Here is a 22585-nt window from a genome sequence, read left to right as displayed (position 1 = left end):
AGGGATAGCAGCGGAAATCCCGGAGAGCCAAAACACTAAAAAACTTGCCGCAAAAAAGCGACCGACGGAAGCTCTTTTTGCGGCTTAGTTTTTTGTGTTTTGGCTTGAGGAATTGAAGCGGACCTGCCTGCCAGCAGGCAGGTAGCCCGTAGTGCGGCCAAAAAATTATTCTTCTGATTTTAGCAAATCGTGATACATTTTGATATTGTCTTTTACTTTGTCTTCGAGTTCTGGTTCCTTGATTTCGTTGTATTTTTGAAGCTCTTCGAGAATGGTTTTTGCTACGATATACCGCGATGTTTCTTTGTTATCTGCCGGCACGATATACCACGGTGCGTGCGGTTTTGAGGTGCGATTGATGGCTTCTTCGTAACAATTTTGATATTCGGCCCACAAGGCACGTTCTTTTAGATCCCCGGGTGAAAATTTCCAGTTGTGTTTCTCGGTCTCAAGTCGGCGAAGGAGTCGTTGGCGTTGCTCTTCTTTGCTGAGATGAAGGTAGAATTTGAGGATGATTACGCCATTTGAAGCGATGTGTTTTTCGAATGCATTGATGCTTTCGAAACGGTTTTCCCAAAATTCGGGTGTGATGTCTTCGACAGTTTCGATGCCGGGAATATTTTCGTTGAGAATATACTCAGGATGAACTCGTGTTACAAGCACATTTTCATAATGCGTTCGGTTAAAAACGGCGAATTTTCCTTTTTCGGGTAAAGCAATATAATGTCGCCATAAATAATCGTGTTCCAATTCGGTTGAATGCGGAGTTTTGAAACTGTGCACCACCACGCCACGAGCATTAAATTCTTTAAAAACTTCGCGAATGAGGCTGTCTTTTCCGGCGGTATCCATTCCTTGCAGGCAAATGAGTACACCGTAGCGGTTATGAGCATAAAGCGTGTCTTGCAATTTACTCAACTTTTCACGGGTTTTTTGAAGTATTTTTTCCTTCTTTTTTTCAGAAGTTTCTATGTCTAAAAAAGTGGGGGTTTTAGCTAAACTGATTTCGGAGTCGACTCTGAAATGTTCTGGTTTTATATTTTTCATTTGATATGGATTAGATTGATTAATTTTACACCAAAGTACAAAAAAGTATGGACAAATTTAAATTAGAATTGTTTTTTCAGATTTTGGGAATTGGAGCAACTTCAGGATTGGTGTTTGATAATGATTCTTTGTTTCTAATTTCTGATTCAAGTTCGTTTTTATATGAATACAATATGAAAACTGAAAAACTGGACAAGATTGAGCTTTTTGAAAACAGTCAAGAATCTATTGCTAAAAAAGACAAACCTGATTTTGAATCAATTTTAAAAAAAGGAGATTCTATATTCGTGTTAGGTTCCGGTTCGACTGAAAAGCGAATGATTTCAGCTTCATATCATACAAAAACGAAGAAATCAATCACAAAAGATTTAACTTACTTATTTGAAAAAATTTCTCAATCAAGCGGAGTTAACAAAGAAAATTTGAATATTGAAGGTGTTGCAAACTATAAAAATAAATGGCTATTATTTCAGCGTGGTAATGGGGCTGCCTCTCAAAATGGTGTTTTTATTTTAGAAGAATCGTTGACAAATCCGAGTTTAATAAAGTATGTTCCGATCATTTTACCTGAAGAAAAAGACGTTAAGGCTACTTTTACAGATGCGGTTTTGGTTAAAGATAAAATTTATTTTTTGGCATCTGCCGAAGATTCAAATTCTACTTATGAAGATGGTGTTGTTTTAGGAAGTTGGATTGGAGAATTGAATCCTACAACTTTTGAAATAGAATTCATTGAAAAAATTACTGATACCAAAAAATTTGAAGGAATAACAGTTTATAAAAATTCTAAATCCGAAATCACATTCTTACTTAGCGAAGACAATGATTCGGAGATTTTGAACGCTGACATTTACAAATTAACCATAAAAAAAACCACTCGATAGCGAGCGGTTCTTCTTAGGTTAAGGTAAATTCGGGGCAAAATTACCTTTTCATAAAAATGTTGGTGTAGTATTTTTTTCCTGTGTTTGGATTTGTTTTAACTGATATTCCGAAGTGAGTAAAATCTCCTTCAATGTTGTCTTTGTGTCCATCGCTCATTAACCAAGCATGTAAAACACCTTCATTTGATTGATAGTTGTAAGCTACATTCTCACTTACTTGAACAGCTCCCAAAACTTGTTTGATGTTGCTTGCTCTTTGGTCAAAATATTGGTGACCAACTACATCATTTTCAATCATATAATCATTATGTTCAGATGATTTGTATGAAATGTGATTAATTTTTTCTAACGGATTTAACCCTACGCTTTCTCTGTGGTTATTGATTTTGTTCATCAAATCTAACTCAGTTTCGTTGTATGAAAAACTCTCAACGATTGGCGTTACAGTATCTTCTGATGAATCAGAAGAACAAGAAATCAAAGTGAACACAATTGCGAATGGCAACAATGCTCTAAACATTTTTGCTTTCATAGTAGTAGGTTAAGTTTTAAAAGTAGATGTGGGGCAAATACCTTTTTATTATCTAAATATTTTTTAGCTTTTGATAGATGTGGGGCAAATATCTTGGTGCTTTGTAATTTATGAACGTGTTGTCTTGTTTGACGAGTCAATATTACTACAATATTCGTTTAAGTGCCAAATAAAATCGATGAAATACATCTTTTTTATTTTTATTTACTTTTTTTCCTACATATTAAGGTGCTAATCTTTCAATTTTCCAAGAATAATCATTTTGAAGTTGGTATCGAATTCGATCATGAAGTCGATTAGGGCGACCTTGCCAGAATTCTACTTCTTGCGGACGAACTAAAAATCCGCCCCAGAAAGGAGGTCGAGGAATTTCTTTTCCTTCAAATTCAGATTCCAAAGCCTTCAGCTTCTCTTCTAAAACAGTTCTGGATTCAATTACCCTACTTTGGTTGGAAACAATTGCTCCCAGTTTACTTCCATCCGGACGAGAGTCAAAATAATTATCCGAAAGTTGTGCAGAAGTTTTCTCTGCAATTCCTTTAATAATGACTTGTCTTTCCATCGAATGCCAAAAAAAAGAAAGGCAAACATTAGGGTTTGCTTCGATAGCTTTTCCTTTTTCGGATTCATAATTTGTATAAAAAATAAATCCTTCTTCGTTAAATTTTTTAAGTAAGACTACACGAGACTTAGGAAAACCGTCTTTTCCGATTGTAGAAACTGTCATGGCATTCACTTCTTCAATATTGCCTTGCTCTTCGGTTTCATAAAACCAGCGGTGAAATAAATTGATTGGATCTTCCGGAATATTGGTTTCGAGAAGTTCGCTTTTTTCGTATGATTTTCGGTAATTGCTGAGATCTTCCATTTTTTTTAGGTGCTAAGGTTCTTAGGTAATGAGTCGCTAAGGTACGAATAAATGGGTTTTCGTTAGCAGTTTGCAATCGCAGTTTTCAGCTGAAACTGTTTAGTTTGTTAACAATTAGAAGCGAATGGTTTGGGCATTTTCAGTCATCCATTTTCCCGCTTTCCGCTCTATCTTTTGTTTCGCAAGCTACACAAAAGGATGCCGCTTCAATCGGGGCTAGAAAGGAAACAAATCGCTTACTTGGAAACAAAAACCGGAAAGAAAAAATATTTCTCACAGAAAGCACAGAAGTCACAGAACAACCCGAAACTCGCAACCCGAAACTTGCAACTTTCAACTCGCAACCTTCAACCCGCAACCTTTCTAAAACTCAAACTCTTTCCCATCCTCAGCCAAAAGCACATTCGGAAAAATAGTTTCTGCTTCAGTTCTAAACAATTCAATCGATTCGTAGCGAGTGGAATAATGTCCAAGTATAAGATTTTTTACATTTGCTTTTAAAGCGATTTCGGCAGCTTGCTTGGCTGTGGTATGCATTGTTTTTTCTGCCAAATGCGATTCTTTTTCTAAAAAAGTAGTTTCGTGATACAAAACATCTACATTTTCAATTATCGGAATTAAATCTTCATCATAAACCGTATCCGAACAAAAAGCATAACTTTTTTCGTGTTCGGGATCAAACGTGATTTCTTTATTGGGAATAATTGTTCCATTATCTAAAGTGATATCGCCGCCGTATTTTATTTTTTGGTAATAAACGACATCAATTCCGAGGTTTTGAATTTTACCGATGTTGAGTTTTCGCTCTTTGTTTTTTTCTTGGAATAAAAATCCATTGGTGTAAATGCGGTGTTTAAGCGGGATGGTTTTTACAATCACTTTTTCATCTTCAAACAAAACTTGACTTTCCTTTGATTCTAATTCATGGAAATAAAGGTTGTAACCCGTAAATGAATTTCCTGCTCGTAATTGCAACAATATAATTTCTTTCACACCTTTTGGTCCGTAAATATGCAAATCACTTTCCCGATTAAGCAACATAAACGTTGAAATCAATCCCACCAAACCAAAAAAATGATCACCGTGTAAATGCGAAATAAAGATGTGATTGATTTTTGAGAATTTAATTTTATTCTTCCGCAATTGCACTTGTGTTCCTTCGCCACAATCAATCAAAAACATACGGTTTTTAATTTCTAACACTTGTGAAGTGGGATTGGTAATGGTGCGTGGTGTGGCGGCGTAACAGCCGAGGATGGTTAGTTTCAATGTTTTTTTTGTTTCAGGTTTGCTTCGCCAGTCGCCCTTTGGGCTCGTGTCAGGTTTCAAGTTTCAAGTTGAAAAACTTAATTAAAAAATTCCAACTCCAAACTAATTACTCCCAACTTCAATTAAAACCCCAAATCCCGTTCAATTTCTTCCATTTCGATGATGTCATGGGCTTCTAAAAGTGTGGGAACAACGGTTAATTTGGTTGGAACATCATTAAAATCGATATCTTGAACCACCATCACAAAAGATTTCTTTCCTTTTTTATGTGTTTTAGATAAATCACTGAACAATTTTATCTGTTTCAGTTTTACTTCTTTATCCATCGACATATCCAAAATTAAATTCTGATTCTTAAAACTATTGTGTTGTGTTGTTACTTTTTCTAAAAAAGCTTCACAATCGCCTTGAGTATTTTTTAAAATAGTAGTATGTCCTTTTTGATCGACTTTCATTTTTTTAGTTGCTGAGTTGCTGAGACACTAAGTTACAAAAAATTATTTAATCTTAGAAGCCAAAAGATAAATAACAGCCATTCTAATTGCTACGCCGTTTTCCACTTGGTCTAAAATAACTGATTGTTTGGAGTCGGCTACATCACTTGTGATTTCGACTCCTCTGTTAATTGGTCCCGGATGCATGATGACGATTTCTTTATTTAAAGAGTCTAAAATTGCTTTATCTACACCGTATTGCTGAGCATATTCTCTTGTTGACGGAAAATAATTGACATCCATTCGCTCATTTTGAACACGAAGCATATTAGCTACATCACACCATTCTAATGCTTTTCTCAAATTTGGTTCAACTGAAACGCCAAGACTTTCAATGTGCTTGGGAATTAATGTTTTTGGTCCGCATACTTTAACTTCTGCTCCTTGCATTTGAAGGGCAAAAATATTAGAAAGTGCCACTCTGGAATGTAGAATATCTCCAACAATTACCACCTTCTTACCTCCTACTTCACCCAATCGTTCACGGATTGAAAAACTATCTAATAACGCTTGTGTAGGATGTTCGTGTGCTCCGTCTCCCGCATTGATTATGCTGGCTTTGACATTTTTTGATAGAAAATATGCTGCTCCGGGATTAGCGTGACGCATCACAACCATATCGACTTTCATGGCTAAAATATTATTGACAGTATCAATTAATGTTTCTCCTTTTTTAACGGATGATTGAGCAGCAGAAAAACTAATTACATCCGCAGAAAGTCTTTTTTGAGCGAGTTCGAATGACAATTTTGTCCGCGTGCTATTTTCGAAAAAGATATTTGCAATCGTAATATCCCGTAAAGACGGAACTTTTTTAATCGGACGGTTAATCACTTCTTTAAAATGATCGGCTGTTTCAAAAATAAGTTGAATATCTTCCGGTTGAAGGTATTTTATGCCTAATAAATGGTTGACAGTTAGTTCAGACATTTTCAGGTGTTTGTGTGTTAGTAGTTATTAAATATACAGTATCTTCACCTTCATTCTCAGTCCAGCAAACTTTCACTTTTTCATTATTAATAGCATCAACTTGTCTTCCACGATAATCGGGTTGGATGGGTAAATGACGGCTAAATCTTCTATCAATGAGTACCAAAAGCTCAATTTCACTAGGTCTTCCGAAGGATTGAATAGCGGTTAAAGCCGATCGAATACTTCTTCCTGTGTATAAAACATCATCAATGAATATGACCTTTTTATCTTCGACAATAAAATCAATTTCGGTTTTATTCGCTTCTAATGGTTTTTCGCCACGACGGAAATCATCTCTAAAAAAAGTGATGTCTAATAATCCGAATTTGATGGTCTTGATGTTGTATTCTTCTTGCAATAATTTTACAATTCGTTTTGCTAAAAAAGAACCACGGGGCTGCAATCCAATAATGATTGTATTTGAGAAATCAAGGTGTTTTTCAATCAGCTGACAGGCCAAACGATGGAGAATGATATTGACTTCTTTAGAAGTGAGCAATACTTTTTGACTCATGGTTGTGTTGTTTGGTGTGTAAAGATATAATTTTTTACGATTTATTTAAAAAAAATCCCGAAACAAAGTCTCAGGATTCTATTTATAATTAGGAATACATTTTCTTTCTCAATTCTTTGATTTTATCATCTTCCAAATATTCATCAAAGGTCATGTAGCGATCGATTACACCATTTGGCGTAATTTCAACCACTCGATTGGCAACAGTTTGAGCAAACTCGTGGTCATGGGTTGTAAACAAAACCGAACCTTTAAAGTTTTTTAATGAGTTGTTAAACGCTTGAATCGATTCCAAATCCAAGTGATTGGTTGGTTCGTCAAGCATTAAAACGTTGGCACGAAGCATCATCATACGTGAAATCATGCAACGCACTTTTTCTCCACCGGATAAAACTCGCCCGGTTTTAAGAGCTTCTTCGCCGGAGAAAATCATTTTTCCTAAAAATCCACGAACATATACTTCGTCACGTTCTTCTTCTGTTTTTGCCCATTGGCGTAACCAATCAACTAACGTGTAATCATTTTCAAAAAAGGCATGATTATCAGCCGGCAAATAAGATTGTGTAGTTGTTATTCCCCAATCAAATGTTCCAGCATCTGCTTTTAAATTTCCGTTTAAAATTTCATAAAATGCAGAGGTAGCACGTGAATCCTTTGAAAAAACAACCACTTTATCACCTTTTGCCATATTTAAATCTACATTTTTGAAAAGTGTTTCACCCTCTACCGATGCACTTAACCCAACTACATTCAAAATTTGATCACCGGCTTCCCGTTCCTGGTCAAAAATAATGGCCGGATATCTTCTGCTAGATGGTTTTATTTCGTCTAGATTCAACTTCTCAATCATTTTTTTACGTGAAGTAGCTTGTTTAGATTTAGCTACGTTGGCACTAAAACGACGGATAAATTCTTCTAATTCAGCTTTCTTTTCTTCTGCTTTTTTGTTTTGTTGAGCACGTTGTTTGGCGGCTAATTGACTACTTTCATACCAAAAAGTATAATTTCCTGAATAATGTGTAATTTTTCCAAAATCAATATCGGAAACATGCGTACAAACCGCATCTAAAAAGTGACGGTCATGCGAAACAACCAACACTGTATTTTCATAATTGGCTAAGAAATTTTCCAACCAACCAATGGTTTCAAAATCCAAATCGTTGGTAGGCTCATCCATAATCAACACATCCGGATTTCCAAAAAGAGCTTGTGCCAAAAGGACGCGAACTTTCAGTTTACCTTCTAATTCACCCATTAAATTATAGTGATAATCAGCAGAAATTCCTAAATTAGACAACATAGAAGCCGCATCAGAATCGGCATTCCATCCATTCATTTCTTCAAATTGCACTTGTAACTCACCTATTCTGTCGGCATTAGCATCATTGTAATCGGCATACAAAGCATCCATTTCAGTTTTAACGGCATATAAAACTTTATTACCCATCAAAACCGTTTCCAAAACCGTATGTTCATCAAACATATTGTGATTTTGGTTTAAAACTGACATTCTTTTTCCGGGTTCCAAAATAATACGTCCGGAAGTTGGATCCATATCGCCTGAAATAATTTTCATAAACGTGGATTTTCCGGCACCATTTGCTCCAATAATTCCGTAGCAATTGCCTTGTGTGAAGGTAACATTCACTTCGTCAAACAAAATTCTTTTGCCAAACTGAACTGATAAATTTGAAACTGTCAACATGTATTTTCTATTTTTAAAAAGCGTTGCAAAAGTAGAAAAAATAAAGCACTTTTGAGTTACAGTTATTTAGAATAAATATAGGTTTATTTTAACTGTCTGTTAACAAGATGTAAACATTAGAAAAAATACTTTTGTTATAAACTAATACCACATAATGATTGCCTATTCAAAAAAAATACTTTCCACACTAAATATTGCTATACTATTTGTAGTATCCGGATGTCAAAAAGAATTTGGCAAGGACAACTATACAGCGTATTTTGGTGGTGAAGTAATAAATCCTAAAAGTAACTTTGTCTTGTTTCTAAAAGATGATGAAGTTGTTGATACCATTTTTTTGGATAAAAATAACCGATTCATTCATAAGTTTGATTCTTTAGCTCCCGGTTTATATACTTTTAAACACGAGCCTGAATATCAATATGTTTACTTTGATAAAAACGACAGTTTAATGGTTCGTATCAATCCGATTGAATTTGATGAATCAATTGTATTTTGTGGACGTGGTGATGAAAAGAATAATTTTTTGATGGAACTTTATCTAAAAAATGAAGATGACAGAAACAAAATGTTTGATGTTTTTGATTATGATGTAGATAAGTTTATCACAAATTGTGATTCATCTTATGATAGTAAAGTCAAATTTTACAATTCCAAAAAAGAAAAAATAAAATGGAATGATGATTTTGATTTGTATGCGAAAACAATGTTGAACTTTCATCATTTTTCAAAAAAAGAAATTTATCCGATGGCTCATAAAATGAGAACGGGTGAAAACGTAAATGATAAATTGCCTACTGATTATTACGATTATAGAAATGAAGTAGATTTTAATAATAAGTCATTAGTAAATTATTCGCCTTTTGTTCGGTATCTAACTAATTTTTTGGGAAATATATCGTTTAGTCAGCCCAATTCAACCAATTTGGAAGATGAAGATTTAGAACAACACATTCATAAATTAAACATTGCTGACACACTTTTTAAGAATGAGAAAATAAAAAATAAAATCCTTGATAATATTGCTTTTTCTTATTTGTTAGAAGATCAAAACATTGCTAACAATCAGAAGTTTTTGGCGAGGTACAATGAATTATCAACTGATAAAAGCAAGCAAAACGAGATTAATAAAATTGGTTCATCCATTCAGAATTTAAAATTAGGAAATGATTTGCCATCTGTTACTTTGGTTGATTTGAATGGAAATAAAATCAACAGTCAAACTATTTTAAACAAAAGAACAGTTATTTTCTTCTGGACAGAAAATGCAGAATCTCATTTATTAGCCGTTCACAAAAAAGCATTGGATTTTCACAAAAACAATCCAGACTATCAGTTTGTAGCCATTAATATTGATGAAGATCAAACGAAATGGAAAAAAGTTTTAGAAAATCATCGATTTGGAACCATCAATGAATTTAGAGCCGATAATTTTGAGGAATTAAAAGACAAATGGGTAATTACAAAATTGCACCGCACGATCATTTTAGATGAAACAGGAAAAATTCACAATGGTTTTGTAAACTTGTTTGATGTAAAATTTGCAGAGAATTTAAAATAGAAAAGTTATAAAACAGAAAATCCCGTCACTTGAAAAAATGACGGGATTTTTTTATGTTTAAAAACTATTGATTTGCTTTTGCATGATCGGCTAAAAACTGAGCCAATCCAATGTCTGTTAATGGATGTTTCAATAACCCTAAAATGGCTGATAATGGTCCGGTCATTACATCAGCACCAATTTTTGCACAATTCACAATGTGCATTGTGTGACGAACTGAAGCAGCTAAAATTTGTGTGTCATAACCATAATTGTCATAAATGTCACGAATTTCTTCGATTAAAGCTAAACCATCAGTAGAAACATCATCCAACCTTCCGATGAATGGAGAAACATACGTTGCTCCGGCTTTAGCCGCTAATAAAGCTTGTCCGGCAGAAAAAACTAACGTTACATTGGTTTTAATTCCTCTGTCTGAGAAATATTTACACGCTTTAATTCCTTCTTTAGTCATTGGTAATTTCACAACGATTTGCTCGTGTAATTCCGATAACTCTTCACCTTCTTTTATCATTCCTTCGTAGTCTGTTGCGATTACTTCGGCACTAACATCACCTGTTACAATGTTACAAATATCTACATAATGCTTTAAAACATTATTCTTTCCGCTGATGCCTTCTTTGGCCATCAAAGACGGGTTGGTTGTTACGCCATCTAAAACACCTAAAGCCTGAGCTTCTTTGATTTGATCGAGGTTGGCGGTGTCAATAAAAAATTTCATATGTGAGTTGTGTTTAAATTCGGATGCAAAATTACGAATTCAATTTCAATAGTTTAAAAAAAGTTTGTTTCAAGTTTCAAGTTTCAGGTTTCAGTTTACGCAAACTTGTTATTCCGAAGGAATCTCTATTAAAACTTAAAGTTTGTAATGCCTCATCAACATTTTTTCATAAACCTTATCAGGCAAAATTCGTTTTAAAACAACTGAAAAACGTTGGAGAAAACTTCCTACTTTATAATGAACATTTGGTTTTGAAGTTTCAATAATCTTGTGGATTGCAAAAGCCATTTCGTTTGGATTACTACCCGAATCAACGTGTTCGTCCATCATTTTTAGCGTATTTCCGTATGGAATTTTATAAGCAGAATTGTCCTTTAACGGAGTATGATAACGGCCGGAAGCAATATTGGTTGCAAAATCGCCGGGAGCAACATTTGTTAATTGAATTCCAAATGATTTGACTTCCATCCGAATGGCCTCGGTGATGATTTCTAATGCACCTTTGGAAGCAGAATAAACGCTTCTATACGGCAATCCCATATAACCGGCAATGGAAGTAATGTTGATAATTAAACCCGATTTTTGACTTCTCATTTGAGGTAAAACGGCTTTTATCACTTCAATTGGTCCAAAAAAATTAGTTTCAAAATTGTTTTTGATTTCGTGGGTGGGAATTTCTTCAAGTGGACCGGTAATTCCAACTCCGGCATTATTGATGACAACATCCAATTTACCTTCTTTTTGAATTAATTCGGAAATAGCCGATTCAATGCTAATCACATCCCTAACATCCAATTGCAACAAAGGAAAAGCGGAATCTTTTACTTGATTTGGATTTCTACTTGTTCCATAAACAACATAGCCTTTTTGATGTAAAAAAGTTCCAATTGATTTACCAATTCCGGAGGAACCGCCTGTGATGAGAATTACTTTTGACATGGTTGAAATTAAAAAATCAAAGATAGTGAAAAAGTTGTGGGTTGTCGGTTGATTGTTTTCTGTTAAATCTGAATTCCCAAACCCGAATGCTCACTCGAAACCACTTCCCCATTCACAATTTTTGAACCATTAAAATTATCATTTTCAATTAAATTCGCACCATCCAAATCGAGATAATCAGCAAAAGAAGCTAATGCAATTCCGGCAGAAATACCAACCGTTGATTCAGTCATACAACCAATCATAATTTGAAAATTCATCGCTTTTGCTTTTTGGATAATGGATAACGAAGGAGTTAATCCACCACATTTCATCACTTTAATATTGATAGTTTTATAATGATTTTGTAAAAATTCCAAATCATCAATGGATTGCAAATCTTCGTCCGCCATCCAATTAGCATAACTATTTTGCGATAAGTTTTGGTAGTTTTCTGCACCTTTTGGCATCGGTTGTTCAAAATATAAGAATTCTGCTGAAAGTGAATCGTTTTGAATAATTTCACACGTTTTCAACGTAAAACTGCCATTGGAATCAATGCTGATATTCTTTCCGGTAGCCAACAATTTATCTCGCAAAGAAGTGGACCACGAATTGACTTTTACTTTAAAATATTCCCAATCCGATTCAATTATTTTCTTAAGTTGAATGTCTTCCTCATCCATACTAATTGTAATCGAAGATTGAGGAAAATGAGTCGATTTTAGTTGATTTAATTCGGAAAATGTTTTGTTTTCAAGTTTTCCATACAAATCCCAAAACGCACAATCTATCGCAGATTGTAAAAAGGGATGAAGTGAAAAAGTTGTTAGTTTCTTGAAAAAATCAACCGGATGTTCAATTGAAAAAGTTGTGAAAATTGATTGAACTCTTTGTAAATCATTCACAAAATCATCTAAATGAATGTGATAATAATCAATTTCAGTACATTCACCAAAACCGGTTTTTTCGTCAAAATCAATAGAAACGATTAATGCTTTTCTGAAATTATATACACCATAAGCAATTTTGAAAGGTTCTTTCAGTTGGTGTTGCACTATTTTCCAATTTAAATGCATGTTTTTGAATTTGTGAAAACGAAAGTAATGAAAAGAACTAATTAGAAATCAAAAAAAGTAAATAATAGGCTTTCAACCATATAAGAAAAGTATAAGTTTGTAAAAGAAAACTAATACAAGCTAGAAAAACTTATATTTCTTATATGCCTTATACGGTTTATAAAAGTATAATCTGTAAAAAACTAATACAAGCTAGAAAAGCTTATATTTCTTAAATGTCTTTTACGGTAAATAAAATGGTGAGATTGAATTCAACTGAAGAGTAAAAAAAAATGGCAAGCGACCTACATCGCACCGCTACAACCACATACCTTTGCTGTGTTCCCACCCTGGAGGAGTTTGCAGGAGCTGGTCGTGTAGGACTTGCCGGTGCAAATATACAATCTTTTTATGTTTTTGCAAGGAAAATAGTTCGATTCAAATTCTTATATTTGTCCATTATATTCAAAAAAACCAATGAAAAACTATAACTTATTCTCATTCATTTTATTAGCCGTTCTTTTTTCAAGCTGTGAAGACTCTAAAAAAGATAAATCAGGTTTATTTTTATTGAATACTACTCAATCAAAAGCTCAATTTTCAACTGATGAAAAAGCTGTTTTGACAATTTCTAACACAAAAAACAAATCAATTGATAGCATTGTTTACTTTGCTAACGATAAAAAAATAGGTTCTGTTGACGGTGCAAAAAACATTGAATTTCCGTTAACCGATGAAAAATTAGGTTATCAAAATTTGAAAGCCTTGGTTTACTATGAAAATGACTATGCCGAAGCGACACACCGGATTGAGCTTATTTCGAAAATTGAACCAAAATTACTTAAGTACACATTGGTAAACACCTATCCGCATGACATTAAAGCGTACACGCAAGGACTTGAATTTCATCGTGACACCTTATACGAAGGAACAGGAAACGGAGCCGGAAATACAACCCGAACTAAAGGAATTTCAAGTTTACGTAAAACTAATTATAAAACCGGAGAAGTATATAAAATTGTAGAACATCCCGAAGCTATTTTTGGGGAAGGAATAACCATTTTAGACAACAAAGTATACCAATTAACTTGGCAAAATTTGGTTGGATTTATTTATGATGCGGATACATTTAAAGAAATCAAACGTTTCAATTATTCCAAACGAATTGAAGGTTGGGGATTGTGTAACGACGGAAAATCTCTTTATCAATCAGACGGAACGGAGAAAATTTATACTTTAAATCCGGAAACCTTGCAAATTGAAGGAAGTATCAACGTGTATTCCGGTGCCAATAAAATAAAATCGGTAAACGAATTGGAATGGATCGATGGAAAAATCTACGGAAACATCTATCAAAAAGATGCTCTGGCTATCATTAATCCCAAAAATGGAGCGGTAGAATCAGTGATTTATTTGGGTGATTTAAAGAAATTGGTTACCCAACATCCTGATATTGATGTATTAAACGGAATCGCTTACAACCCAAAAACAAAAACACTTTTTGTAACGGGTAAGAATTGGGATAAGATGTTTGAAATTCGGGTGGAGGAATAGTTGTCGGTTCTCAGTTATCGGTTAACTGTTTTAAAAATTTATTTTTTTACTATTACTTAATTTTCAATGCTTCATTACATTTGTTATACATGTTATTCATTCTTATTTCAGTAGTCTCTCTTTCATTACCACAAAAATAAAAAAGACCATTATTTTTTCTTCTATCTAAGTATTTTAAAGCTAGTTCATATTCTTCATCTTCGATTGCAATTGCTGCAAGTGCCATTAAGCTATCATTAATCGTAAATTTTACTTTATTATTATCTAAATTCAGAATTTTAAGAAATATTTCTTTTGCAACTTTTACATTATCTAGTTGATGTTCAAAATGAGCCTTTTCATAGAGAGCCAGAACATAATAATTTGATTCAGGATAATTAGTTATTAAATCATTAAAATAAACCAATGCTTGTGAAATAATAAAATTATAAGTTTCTTGTGTTACTTTTTTCCGCTCAAGATTAGTTGAATTTAAATTTTCATAGAAATAATAATCTTCATGTAAAAGAGCTATAATAGCCTGACCCTTTTCATAAAGAATTTTATCTTCAATTGACTTACTTTCTTGTCCGAAGAAGAGATTTGTAATTAGTACAAATAATATAACTGTTAGTTTATGCACATTTTGATTTTAATATCAATAACAGAACTAATTTATTGAAAAAATATTGCAATCCTAATTCTAAGTGACAGAAAACAGAAAACTGACATCTGACAACAGCTCTAATGAAACTCCCCAAACACCTTAGTCGCTTCATTATAAGCACTTTCAAAACTCATCGGACTGGTGTTGGTATTTTCTTTTTGAGTAGTAAAATAAGATAGTAATTTCTCCGTAGGCATATTTCCTGTCAAATCGTCTTTCGCCATCGGGCAACCGCCAAATCCTTGAATAGCTCCGTCAAAACGGCGGCAACCGGCTTTGTAGGCAGCATCCACTTTCTCAAACCATTTATCGGGAGTTGTATGCAAATGAGCTCCAAACTCGATTTCGGGATATTTTGTGATGAGATTGGAAAACAAATAATCAATTACTTCCGGTGTAGAACTTCCTACGGTATCGGAAAGCGATAAAATTTTCACACCCATACCGGCCATTTTTTCTGTCCACTCGCCTACTATTTCCACGTTCCAAGGATCACCGTACGGATTTCCGAAACCCATTGACAAATAGGCGACAACTTCTTTGTTTGATTTATCGGCTATTTCCAAAATTTCGCATAATGTTATAATTGATTCCGCAATTGTTTTATGTGTATTTCGCATCTGAAAATTCTCTGAAATTGAAAACGGAAAACCTAAATACTGAATTGCTTTGTGTTCCGAAGCCAATTCTGCTCCTCTAGTGTTAGCAATAATAGCCAACAGTTTGCTTGTTGTTTGCGACAAATCTAATCGAGCTAAAACTTCAGCTGTATCGACCATTTGCGGAATGGCTTTTGGCGAAACAAAACTCCCAAAGTCCAATGTATCAAAGCCAACTCGCAAAAGCGATTGCAAATAGGTAACCTTTCTTTCCGTAGGAATAAACGTTTTAATGCCTTGCATGGCATCGCGTGGACATTCAATTATTTTTACTGGTTGCATAGGAGTTCAAATATAGGAAAGAAATTTTTCCTACGAAATCGTTTTCAATGAAAATATTATATCTGTTGAATTCATTCAAATAATAGCATGATTATTAAAGATTTAAAAAAAATAGCAGTTTGTATTTTCTCTTTCAAACAGTAAAAAATCAGTATGACAATTATCATTTTTTTTTTAAACCAACACCAATACCTTTGAATTATATTTTTACTTCGATAGTGAGAAGTTAGGATGAAAATGTTCTCATTTATTCTTAACTTTTTACTGTTTTAAAAAAAGCGTTAAAAAGATGTCATTGATTCAAAAATATAATGTTCCCGGTCCACGATACACCAGTTATCCTACAGTTCCTTATTGGGATGAAGATGGTTTTTCGGTAGCCGATTGGAAAGAAACCCTTCAACAATCATTTGTGCAAAGCAACACTTCCGAAGGAATTAGTTTATACATTCATTTGCCTTTTTGCGAGAGTTTGTGTACGTTTTGTGGGTGCAATAAACGCATTACTAAACGACATGATGTGGAACATCCTTATATTGAAGCTGTTTTAAAAGAATGGCAATTGTATTGCGAATTATTACCAAAAAAACCAATTATCAGAGAAATTCACTTAGGTGGTGGCACCCCGACCTTCTTTTCACCTGAAAATTTAGAACGATTGATAAACGGTTTATTTGAAAATGCTACTAAACACCCGAATCACGAATTTAGTTTTGAAGGTCATCCCAACAATACCACACGAACACATCTTCAAAAATTATATGATTTAGGCTTTCGCAGAGTTAGTTTTGGCGTTCAAGATTATTCTGAAACCGTGCAAAAAGCAATTCATCGTATTCAGACGTTTCATGATGTGGCCAAAGTGACGTTTTGGGCAAGAGAAATCGGTTATACTTCAGTTGGTCATGATTTAATTTTCGGATTACCTTTTCAAACTGTTGAAGATGTTATTGATACGATTGATAAAACCAATTCACTTCAACCGGATCGATTGGCTTTTTACAGCTATGCTCATGTTCCGTGGATTAAAGGAAACGGCCAACGGGGTTTTAAAGATGAAGATTTACCAAAAGATGAAGAAAAAAGAATGTTGTATGAATTAGGCAAAAAACGTCTTTCCGAAAATGGTTATCACGAAATCGGAATGGATCATTTTGCCTTGGAAACAGACAGTTTGTATCATTCGTTTCAAGAACGAAAACTTCACCGAAATTTCATGGGTTATACCTCATCTAAAACACAAGTTATGATTGGTTTAGGCGTTTCATCTATTAGTGATAGTTGGTATAGTTTTGCTCAAAATGTAAAAACATTAGAAGAATATTATGCTTGTTTAGCAGAAAATGAATTGCCGGTTTTTAGGGGTCATCTTTTAACCGATGAAGATTTAATTATTCGCAAACACATTTTGAATATTATGTGTCAATTGCATACTTCTTGGCATGAATATGGTTTTTATTTTTCTGAAATCAATCAAGTACTAGAAAGTCTGAGTGAAATGGAACAGGATGGATTAATTATCATCACCAATCATTCATTATCTGTAACCGAAAAAGGAAAGCCTTACATTCGAAATATTTGCATGGCTTTTGATTTACGGATGAACCGAAACAAGCCGGAAACAAAGTTGTTTTCTATGACGGTTTAGAAAAACATTACTAGATTTTACATTTAAAAAGCCCGATTTTCATCGGGCTTTACGTTTGTTTGTTTGCTTGTTTTGAATTTACACTTCTTGTAATTCTTTTTTGAATGACTTAATCAGTTCGTTTTGAATTTCATAAGGCACTTTGTCATAATGCGAAAACTGCATGGCTATTTTGGCTCTTCCTTGTGATACTGAACGAACAGCGGCTGAAAATTCATGCATTTCTGCAATTGGAATTAACGCTTTAATTTTGGTAAAATGTCCTTCGGCATCCATACCTTCTACCATAGAACGATGCGATTGAATGGAACTCATCACCGAACCGGTTATTTCATCGGGAGCTGTGATAATTGTGCTATAAATTGGTTCTAATAATTGTGGATTTGCATTTACAAAATTTTCTTTAAAAGCCATCATTCCTGCAATTTTAAAGGAAAGGTCGTTACTATCCACTGCGTGCATTTTTCCGTCGTAAACAACAACACAAACATCTTGCACGTGTGAACCGGTGAGTGGTCCTTCATGCATTTTTTCCATAATTCCTTTAAGGATAGAAGGATGGAATCGCGTATCGATAGCTCCGCCAACAATACAATTATAATAAACTAATTTTCCGCCCCAAGGCAACTCTATTTCTTCTTTTCCACGGATGGAATAGCCTTTTGGATCGGGCGTATCTTCTGTCCACGGATAAATTTTCATCGAAATTTCACCAAACTGTCCTGCTCCACCGGATTGTTTTTTATGACGGTAGGTTGTGTCTGCTTCGGTTTGAATTGTTTCGCGATACGCTACTTTTGGTTTTTGAAAATTGACAGATAATTTATAGGTGTTTTCCAATTTCCATTTGATAACAGCCAAATGAAGTTCTCCCTGACAGTGCAAAAGTGTTTGTTTTAATTCGGCAGAAACTTCTACTTGTATACTTGGATCTTCTTCTACTAATTGGTGTAAAGCAGATGATAATTTTTCTTCCTCGCCTTTTTTAGTTCCTTCTACAGCAATAGTAAATGTTGGTGTTGGAAATTCGATTGGTTTAATAGCAATAGGAAATCCTTTTTCGTGAAGTGTGTTGTTGGTATGTGTGTTTTTTAATTTTAAAGTCGCACCAATATCGCCGGCAGTTAATTCATCTACAGCAATTCTTTTGTTTCCTTCCATTTCAAACAACTGCATTATTTTTTCTACTTGACCGGTTTCTTCGTTAGTCAATTCGTCGCCAACTTTTACAGTTCCGGAAAGGACTTTGAAGAAACTTAATTCGCCAACATGTGGTTCTGCAATTGTTTTATAAATAAAAATGGCTGTTTTTCCTTTATCGGAACATTCTATTTCACGGTTATCAATGGTTAATCGTGGTGGCATTTCGTAAGCTGACGGACAAACATTATCGATAAAACCCATTAATCGACCACCACCCATATTTTGCTTGGCTGAAATACAAAAAACAGGGAAAATTTCGTGTTTAATCAAGGAATGATGTAAACCTAATTTCATTTCGTCTTCATTTAATTCGCCTTTTTCAAAATAGTTTTCCATCAATTGTTCGTCATTAGCGGCAATGGTTTCAATTAATTCTTTATGTAATTGAATGGCTTTTTCTTTTTCAGAATTTGGAATTGGTAATTTTTCCGGTTTTCCACCTTCGGGAGGATATTGATACATGACCATGTTGAGCACATCAATCACTGCATTAAAATTTGGCCCTTGATTTACCGGATATTGAACGATTACAACTTGATTGCCAAAATGAGCTTTAGCTTCGGCTACTGTTTTATCGAAATCGGCTTTTTCATGATCCAATTGGTTCACGGCAAAAATGGTTGGTAACTTGAATTCATTGGTATATTGCCAAATAATATCAGTACCCACTTCAACACCCATTCGAGCATTAAGAAGCATTAGTCCGCATTCTGAAACCCGCATCGAAGCAATAATATCGCCTGATAAATCATCATAACCGGGTGTATCTAGAATATTGATTTTGTAGCCTTTCCATTTAGAATTAAGTAATTTTGAAAAAAGTGTTTTACCTTTTTCATGTTCAATATCGGTATAATCGGCAATGGTATTTTGATCTTCCACGGTACCACGGCGATGAATTATACCTGATTCAAACAACATGGTTTCTGCCAAGGTGGTCTTACCGCTTCCGGTATGCCCGAGTAAAACCACATTTTTTACGTGCTTGCTGTCAAACTGTAACATATCCTAACTTTTTTTATAATTAATACTATAAATTTCGGATTTATTAGGGATAAAAAACATGATTAAAATCAGGTACAAGCATAAAAAAAGCGGACAACATTTTGAGTTTCTGTCCGCTAAAAAAAAAATTGGAAAACTAAATAAATAATTAATGGCAATCCGGATTTGCCTGAACGATTAAATTTGTTGTTTTTGGAGAAACATAGGGTATGTCTAATCCCATTCCACGGATGATGAATAATCCTCCAATGATGATTACCATGATGGGAATGAATTTTTGAATTTTGTTTCGAACCGGTACTGTTATAAAATTTGAAATCAGCACCACGGCACTCATCATTGGAATGGTTCCTATTCCGAATAAAATCATGTAGGATGCTCCGAGCCATTCATTTTGCATGGCAATGGCTCCAAAAAGTGCGGCATAAACCATTCCGCATGGTAAAAATCCGTTTAATAAACCGATGGTAAATAAGGCATCAAATGTTTTCTTTTTGAATTGAGCTCCCAGATGACTTTTTACTTTTGAAATCAACTTATAAATTGGTTTAGAAAAGTTGTATTGAGCCATTTTTTTTTCGGGAATAATGACAAAAAGAATCATTAAAACACCAACCAAAATGGATAATTGTTGTTGAAATCCGGCCAGAAAAAGTCCTTTTCCTAAAATTCCGAAAAACAAGCCTAACATTCCGTACGCGGTTAATCTACCCAAATGATAAAGAAAGAGTTGAAAAACCCTTTTGGCTGCATTGTTTCGATCAACCGGAATCATCATGGCTATCGGGCCACACATACCGATGCAATGGAAGCTGGAGAGTAAACCAAATATGAGGGCGGTGTAGAGCATGTCGGTTGTCTGTTTTCTGTTTTTGGTTTTACGGTTTTCTTTCCAAGTAGGCGATTTGTTTCCTTTTTAGCCCCGATTGCAGTGGAAATCTTTTTGTTGGCGAGCTTTGCTCGTGAACAAAAAATTGGAACGGAAAGCGGGAATATGGATGGCTGGAAATGCCCGAGCCATTCGCTTCTTATCCGTTTTCTGTTATCTGTTGTCGGTTGTCTGATAACGGACAACGGATAACGGACAACTGCTTATAAATAAATTGTTTTTTTGGTTAAAATTTCTTTTCCTTCATAAGTCCAATCAATAGAAATGTCCCAGCGACCGCCCACCAAATTGTTTTTAGGTATGAGCAAATGTGAACCGGAAAGTGAAATCGGAACTTCAAAATCCAGTTTCTGGTTAGACGGTCGGTAAAGGGACACTTTTCCTTTGATTTTTGTGACATCTATATCTGTTGGGAAAACGATTTTTAAACCGTCTTCTTGAGCGATAACCTCAACGGGAAGAGCTAAATTTTTGTCGTTTTGCTCTTTTTCCATTCGTTTTTCAAAAACGAGTTCTTGTTTGTAATATTCTTCTACAACTAACTCGTTGTCGTATTTACTGTCTGATTGCACTTTGAACACAAAGTATAAAATGAATGTCATAAACAATGCAAATGCAATTACGATTCCTGTTCCCCAGTTTATTTTCATAATTTTTATTTTTTTTGCATCGGATTGAAGTCCGACGAAAGTTAGCTAAAGCAAGAAGATTAATTAAAGCTTCTTGGTCCCATGAAGTTTGTAGTGGTTGTTTCAATTAAATTTTCACCATCGTAGACTTCAATTTTTATTTTTATTTTATCACCTTCCAGATAAGCAGGATTTATTTCTATGAATAAAGTTCCTTTGGCAATTCCGTCCGGTTTTACTTTTACTTTTGGTTTTCCAACCAAAATAATTTTACCTTTAGGTTCTATAAGTTTAAACGTAACTTCTTCAAATTGTTTTGTTGTTTTATTGACAATTTTATAGGTGTAAACGTTGCTAATATTTTCTCCTTTGTGTTGGAAAAGTTGACCAGGAAGTCTCAAAACAGTGGCTTCTACATCATTTCGTAAAAAAAGCATTCCGATTAAAACACCAATTAAAATTACTAAAACTGCGGCATAGCCTTTCATTCTTGTGGTAAAAACGAATTTTTCTTTTTTTACAATTTCGTTTTCACTGGCATATCGAATTAAGCCTTTTGGTAAACCAACGCTTTCCATGATGGTGTCGCATTCGTCGATGCACGCTGTGCAATTGATGCATTCTAATTGCGTTCCGTTACGGATGTCTATTCCTGTTGGACAAACATTAACACATAATTTACAATCGATACAATCTCCTTTTCCGGTTGACGCTCTGTCTTCTTGTTTATTGAATTTGGCTCTTCCTAATTCTTTTTCACCACGCACATAATCGTAGGCAACATTTATGGATTTATTGTCTAATAAAACCCCTTGCATTCTTCCGTAAGGACAAGCAATAATGCAGACTTGTTCTCTAAACCATGCAAAAATGAAATAAAATACAGCTGTAAAAATCAACAAGGCAATAAGTGTACTGGTGTGTAAAGCCGGGCCTTCTTTTATCATTAATAACAGTCGATCACTACTCACCAAATAGGCTAAAAAAAAATTGGCGATGAGGAAAGAAAATATAAAAAAGATAATCCATTTTGTAACTCTCTTTCTAATTTTTTCTGCGTTCCATTCTTGTTTTTGTAAACGAATTTGTGCACCTCTATCGCCATCAATCCAGTATTCAATTCTGCGAAAAACCATTTCCATAAAAATAGTTTGTGGGCAAAACCAACCGCAAAAAATTCTTCCAAAAGCAACTGTAAACAGAGCTAATCCCACTACCCCAATTATCATGGAAACTACAAAAAGGTGAAAATCCTGAGGCCAAAATGGAAAACTAAAAATATTAAACCTTCTTTCTAATACATTGAACATCAAGAACTGATGTCCGTTTATTTTAATAAAAGGTGCAGATACCAAGAAGACTAATAAAAAATAACTTAGTAGTTTTCTCTTATCATAAAAAGGACCTTTTGGCTTTTTAGGAAAAATAAAAGCTCTTTTCCCTTCTTTATTGATGGTTCCGATCGTGTCTCTAAAACTTTCTTCGGGTAACTTGTTCATGCTTTTGTTTTTAAATTTACAAATCCCG

21 protein-coding genes and 1 other RNA gene are annotated in these 22585 nt (G+C 34.3%); 4 read left to right on the top strand and 18 right to left on the bottom strand.

Going from position 1 to position 22585, the window contains the following annotated elements; genetic code table 11:
• Positions 1 to 165: 165 nt before the first annotated feature.
• On the bottom strand, positions 166 to 1047 hold the full coding sequence (locus tag B4N66_RS07680; protein WP_291093704.1) for a PPK2 family polyphosphate kinase: 882 nt from the start codon (positions 1045 to 1047) through the stop codon (positions 166 to 168).
• Between the two features lie 47 nt (positions 1048 to 1094).
• Between B4N66_RS07680 and B4N66_RS07675 the strand changes: the two genes are divergently transcribed.
• The gene (locus B4N66_RS07675; protein WP_291093701.1) at positions 1095 to 1931 is read left to right on the top strand and encodes a DUF6929 family protein; all 837 of its coding nucleotides are present in this window, start codon (positions 1095 to 1097) and stop codon (positions 1929 to 1931) included.
• Between the two features lie 40 nt (positions 1932 to 1971).
• Here the strand turns inward: B4N66_RS07675 and B4N66_RS07670 are convergent, their stop codons facing one another.
• The 7 genes from B4N66_RS07670 to B4N66_RS07640 form a co-directional block, all read right to left on the bottom strand.
• A complete protein-coding gene (locus tag B4N66_RS07670; RefSeq protein WP_291093698.1) occupies positions 1972 to 2463 on the bottom strand; it encodes a CAP domain-containing protein in 492 nt (163 codons plus the stop codon).
• Between the two features lie 223 nt (positions 2464 to 2686).
• Positions 2687 to 3331, bottom strand: a complete 645-nt coding sequence (gene pdxH / locus B4N66_RS07665) for a pyridoxamine 5'-phosphate oxidase (protein WP_291093695.1) — start codon at positions 3329 to 3331, stop codon at positions 2687 to 2689.
• A 363-nt stretch (positions 3332 to 3694) separates the two neighbouring features.
• The gene (locus B4N66_RS07660) at positions 3695 to 4600 is read right to left on the bottom strand and encodes a ribonuclease Z (RefSeq protein ID WP_291093692.1); all 906 of its coding nucleotides are present in this window, start codon (positions 4598 to 4600) and stop codon (positions 3695 to 3697) included.
• 122 nt (positions 4601 to 4722) lie between these two features.
• Positions 4723 to 5055, bottom strand: a complete 333-nt coding sequence (locus B4N66_RS07655; protein WP_291093689.1) for a ribonuclease Z — start codon at positions 5053 to 5055, stop codon at positions 4723 to 4725.
• A gap of 42 nt (positions 5056 to 5097) precedes the next feature.
• Entirely contained in the window at positions 5098 to 6024 is a 927-nt protein-coding gene (locus tag B4N66_RS07650; protein WP_291093686.1) for an aspartate carbamoyltransferase catalytic subunit, read from the bottom strand.
• Entirely contained in the window at positions 6017 to 6580 is a 564-nt protein-coding gene (pyrR, locus tag B4N66_RS07645) for a bifunctional pyr operon transcriptional regulator/uracil phosphoribosyltransferase PyrR (protein WP_291093684.1), read from the bottom strand. Before pyrR ends, B4N66_RS07650 begins: the two co-directional genes overlap by 8 nt.
• Before the next feature lie 88 nt (positions 6581 to 6668).
• Positions 6669 to 8285 carry an ABC-F family ATP-binding cassette domain-containing protein gene (locus B4N66_RS07640; protein WP_291093682.1) on the bottom strand — a complete coding sequence of 539 codons (1617 nt, stop codon included), beginning with the start codon at positions 8283 to 8285 and terminating at the stop codon, positions 6669 to 6671.
• Positions 8286 to 8439: 154 nt separating this feature from the next.
• On the opposite strand from B4N66_RS07640, the gene B4N66_RS07635 reads away from it, so the two are divergent.
• Positions 8440 to 9846, top strand: a complete 1407-nt coding sequence (locus tag B4N66_RS07635) for a TlpA family protein disulfide reductase (RefSeq protein WP_291093679.1) — start codon at positions 8440 to 8442, stop codon at positions 9844 to 9846.
• A gap of 64 nt (positions 9847 to 9910) precedes the next feature.
• Here B4N66_RS07635 and fsa read toward each other — a convergent pair whose 3' ends face one another.
• The 4 genes from fsa to ffs form a co-directional block, all read right to left on the bottom strand.
• Positions 9911 to 10567 (bottom strand): fructose-6-phosphate aldolase, encoded by a 657-nt coding sequence (gene fsa / locus B4N66_RS07630; protein ID WP_291093676.1) that lies wholly within the window; start codon positions 10565 to 10567, stop codon positions 9911 to 9913.
• Between the two features lie 135 nt (positions 10568 to 10702).
• Positions 10703 to 11506 carry an SDR family oxidoreductase gene (locus tag B4N66_RS07625; protein WP_291093674.1) on the bottom strand — a complete coding sequence of 268 codons (804 nt, stop codon included), beginning with the start codon at positions 11504 to 11506 and terminating at the stop codon, positions 10703 to 10705.
• A gap of 62 nt (positions 11507 to 11568) precedes the next feature.
• Positions 11569 to 12564: an enolase C-terminal domain-like protein gene (locus B4N66_RS07620; RefSeq protein ID WP_291093672.1), complete on the bottom strand. Its 996-nt coding sequence runs from the start codon at positions 12562 to 12564 to the stop codon at positions 11569 to 11571.
• Between the two features lie 271 nt (positions 12565 to 12835).
• Positions 12836 to 12933: signal recognition particle sRNA small type (gene ffs / locus B4N66_RS07615), an RNA gene on the bottom strand.
• Positions 12934 to 13020: 87 nt separating this feature from the next.
• Here ffs and B4N66_RS07610 point away from each other — a divergent pair.
• The gene (locus tag B4N66_RS07610; RefSeq protein ID WP_291093670.1) at positions 13021 to 14097 is read left to right on the top strand and encodes a glutaminyl-peptide cyclotransferase; all 1077 of its coding nucleotides are present in this window, start codon (positions 13021 to 13023) and stop codon (positions 14095 to 14097) included.
• Positions 14098 to 14149: 52 nt separating this feature from the next.
• On the opposite strand, the gene B4N66_RS07605 is transcribed toward B4N66_RS07610, so the two are convergent.
• Together B4N66_RS07605 and B4N66_RS07600 are read right to left on the bottom strand one after the other, a co-directional pair.
• On the bottom strand, positions 14150 to 14719 hold the full coding sequence (locus tag B4N66_RS07605; protein WP_291093668.1) for a tetratricopeptide repeat protein: 570 nt from the start codon (positions 14717 to 14719) through the stop codon (positions 14150 to 14152).
• Between the two features lie 101 nt (positions 14720 to 14820).
• Complete coding sequence (locus tag B4N66_RS07600) at positions 14821 to 15684, bottom strand: hydroxymethylglutaryl-CoA lyase (protein ID WP_291093666.1); 864 nt, start codon at positions 15682 to 15684, stop codon at positions 14821 to 14823.
• A 289-nt stretch (positions 15685 to 15973) separates the two neighbouring features.
• Between B4N66_RS07600 and hemN the strand changes: the two genes are divergently transcribed.
• Positions 15974 to 17332, top strand: coding sequence for an oxygen-independent coproporphyrinogen III oxidase (gene hemN / locus B4N66_RS07595; protein ID WP_291093663.1), 1359 nt, complete (start codon positions 15974 to 15976; stop codon positions 17330 to 17332).
• A 78-nt stretch (positions 17333 to 17410) separates the two neighbouring features.
• Here hemN and B4N66_RS07590 read toward each other — a convergent pair whose 3' ends face one another.
• The 4 genes from B4N66_RS07590 to ccoG form a co-directional block, all read right to left on the bottom strand.
• Complete coding sequence (locus tag B4N66_RS07590; protein WP_291093660.1) at positions 17411 to 19540, bottom strand: elongation factor G; 2130 nt, start codon at positions 19538 to 19540, stop codon at positions 17411 to 17413.
• A gap of 148 nt (positions 19541 to 19688) precedes the next feature.
• A complete protein-coding gene (locus B4N66_RS07585; RefSeq protein WP_291093657.1) occupies positions 19689 to 20390 on the bottom strand; it encodes a sulfite exporter TauE/SafE family protein in 702 nt (233 codons plus the stop codon).
• A gap of 242 nt (positions 20391 to 20632) precedes the next feature.
• Positions 20633 to 21079, bottom strand: coding sequence for a FixH family protein (locus B4N66_RS07580; protein ID WP_291093654.1), 447 nt, complete (start codon positions 21077 to 21079; stop codon positions 20633 to 20635).
• A 59-nt stretch (positions 21080 to 21138) separates the two neighbouring features.
• Complete coding sequence (ccoG, locus tag B4N66_RS07575) at positions 21139 to 22557, bottom strand: cytochrome c oxidase accessory protein CcoG (RefSeq protein ID WP_291093652.1); 1419 nt, start codon at positions 22555 to 22557, stop codon at positions 21139 to 21141.
• Positions 22558 to 22585 lie beyond the last annotated feature (28 nt).

The organism is Flavobacterium sp. UBA2787, from assembly GCA_002352205.1.
In the GTDB taxonomy this organism is placed as follows: Bacteria; Bacteroidota; Bacteroidia; order Flavobacteriales; family Flavobacteriaceae; genus Flavobacterium.
This window is presented reverse-complemented; position numbering and strand designations above follow the sequence as displayed.

Bases quoted from the DNA above. Each gene is read 5' to 3' on its own strand.
- B4N66_RS07635 (WP_291093679.1), top strand. From the start codon at position 8,440: ATGATTGCCTATTCAAAAAAAATACTTTCCACACTAAATATTGCTATA.
- ccoG (WP_291093652.1), bottom strand. From the start codon at position 22,557: ATGAACAAGTTACCCGAAGAAAGTTTTAGAGACACGATCGGAACCATC.
- pdxH (WP_291093695.1), bottom strand. From the start codon at position 3,331: ATGGAAGATCTCAGCAATTACCGAAAATCATACGAAAAAAGCGAACTT.
- pyrR (WP_291093684.1), bottom strand. From the start codon at position 6,580: ATGAGTCAAAAAGTATTGCTCACTTCTAAAGAAGTCAATATCATTCTC.
- B4N66_RS07650 (WP_291093686.1), bottom strand. From the start codon at position 6,024: ATGTCTGAACTAACTGTCAACCATTTATTAGGCATAAAATACCTTCAA.
- B4N66_RS07680 (WP_291093704.1), bottom strand. From the start codon at position 1,047: ATGAAAAATATAAAACCAGAACATTTCAGAGTCGACTCCGAAATCAGT.
- B4N66_RS07625 (WP_291093674.1), bottom strand. From the start codon at position 11,506: ATGTCAAAAGTAATTCTCATCACAGGCGGTTCCTCCGGAATTGGTAAA.
- B4N66_RS07590 (WP_291093660.1), bottom strand. From the start codon at position 19,540: ATGTTACAGTTTGACAGCAAGCACGTAAAAAATGTGGTTTTACTCGGG.
- B4N66_RS07580 (WP_291093654.1), bottom strand. From the start codon at position 21,079: ATGAAAATAAACTGGGGAACAGGAATCGTAATTGCATTTGCATTGTTT.
- fsa (WP_291093676.1), bottom strand. From the start codon at position 10,567: ATGAAATTTTTTATTGACACCGCCAACCTCGATCAAATCAAAGAAGCT.
- B4N66_RS07675 (WP_291093701.1), top strand. From the start codon at position 1,095: ATGGACAAATTTAAATTAGAATTGTTTTTTCAGATTTTGGGAATTGGA.
- B4N66_RS07670 (WP_291093698.1), bottom strand. From the start codon at position 2,463: ATGAAAGCAAAAATGTTTAGAGCATTGTTGCCATTCGCAATTGTGTTC.
- B4N66_RS07585 (WP_291093657.1), bottom strand. From the start codon at position 20,390: ATGCTCTACACCGCCCTCATATTTGGTTTACTCTCCAGCTTCCATTGC.
- B4N66_RS07610 (WP_291093670.1), top strand. From the start codon at position 13,021: ATGAAAAACTATAACTTATTCTCATTCATTTTATTAGCCGTTCTTTTT.
- B4N66_RS07620 (WP_291093672.1), bottom strand. From the start codon at position 12,564: ATGCATTTAAATTGGAAAATAGTGCAACACCAACTGAAAGAACCTTTC.
- hemN (WP_291093663.1), top strand. From the start codon at position 15,974: ATGTCATTGATTCAAAAATATAATGTTCCCGGTCCACGATACACCAGT.
- B4N66_RS07655 (WP_291093689.1), bottom strand. From the start codon at position 5,055: ATGAAAGTCGATCAAAAAGGACATACTACTATTTTAAAAAATACTCAA.
- B4N66_RS07600 (WP_291093666.1), bottom strand. From the start codon at position 15,684: ATGCAACCAGTAAAAATAATTGAATGTCCACGCGATGCCATGCAAGGC.
- B4N66_RS07640 (WP_291093682.1), bottom strand. From the start codon at position 8,285: ATGTTGACAGTTTCAAATTTATCAGTTCAGTTTGGCAAAAGAATTTTG.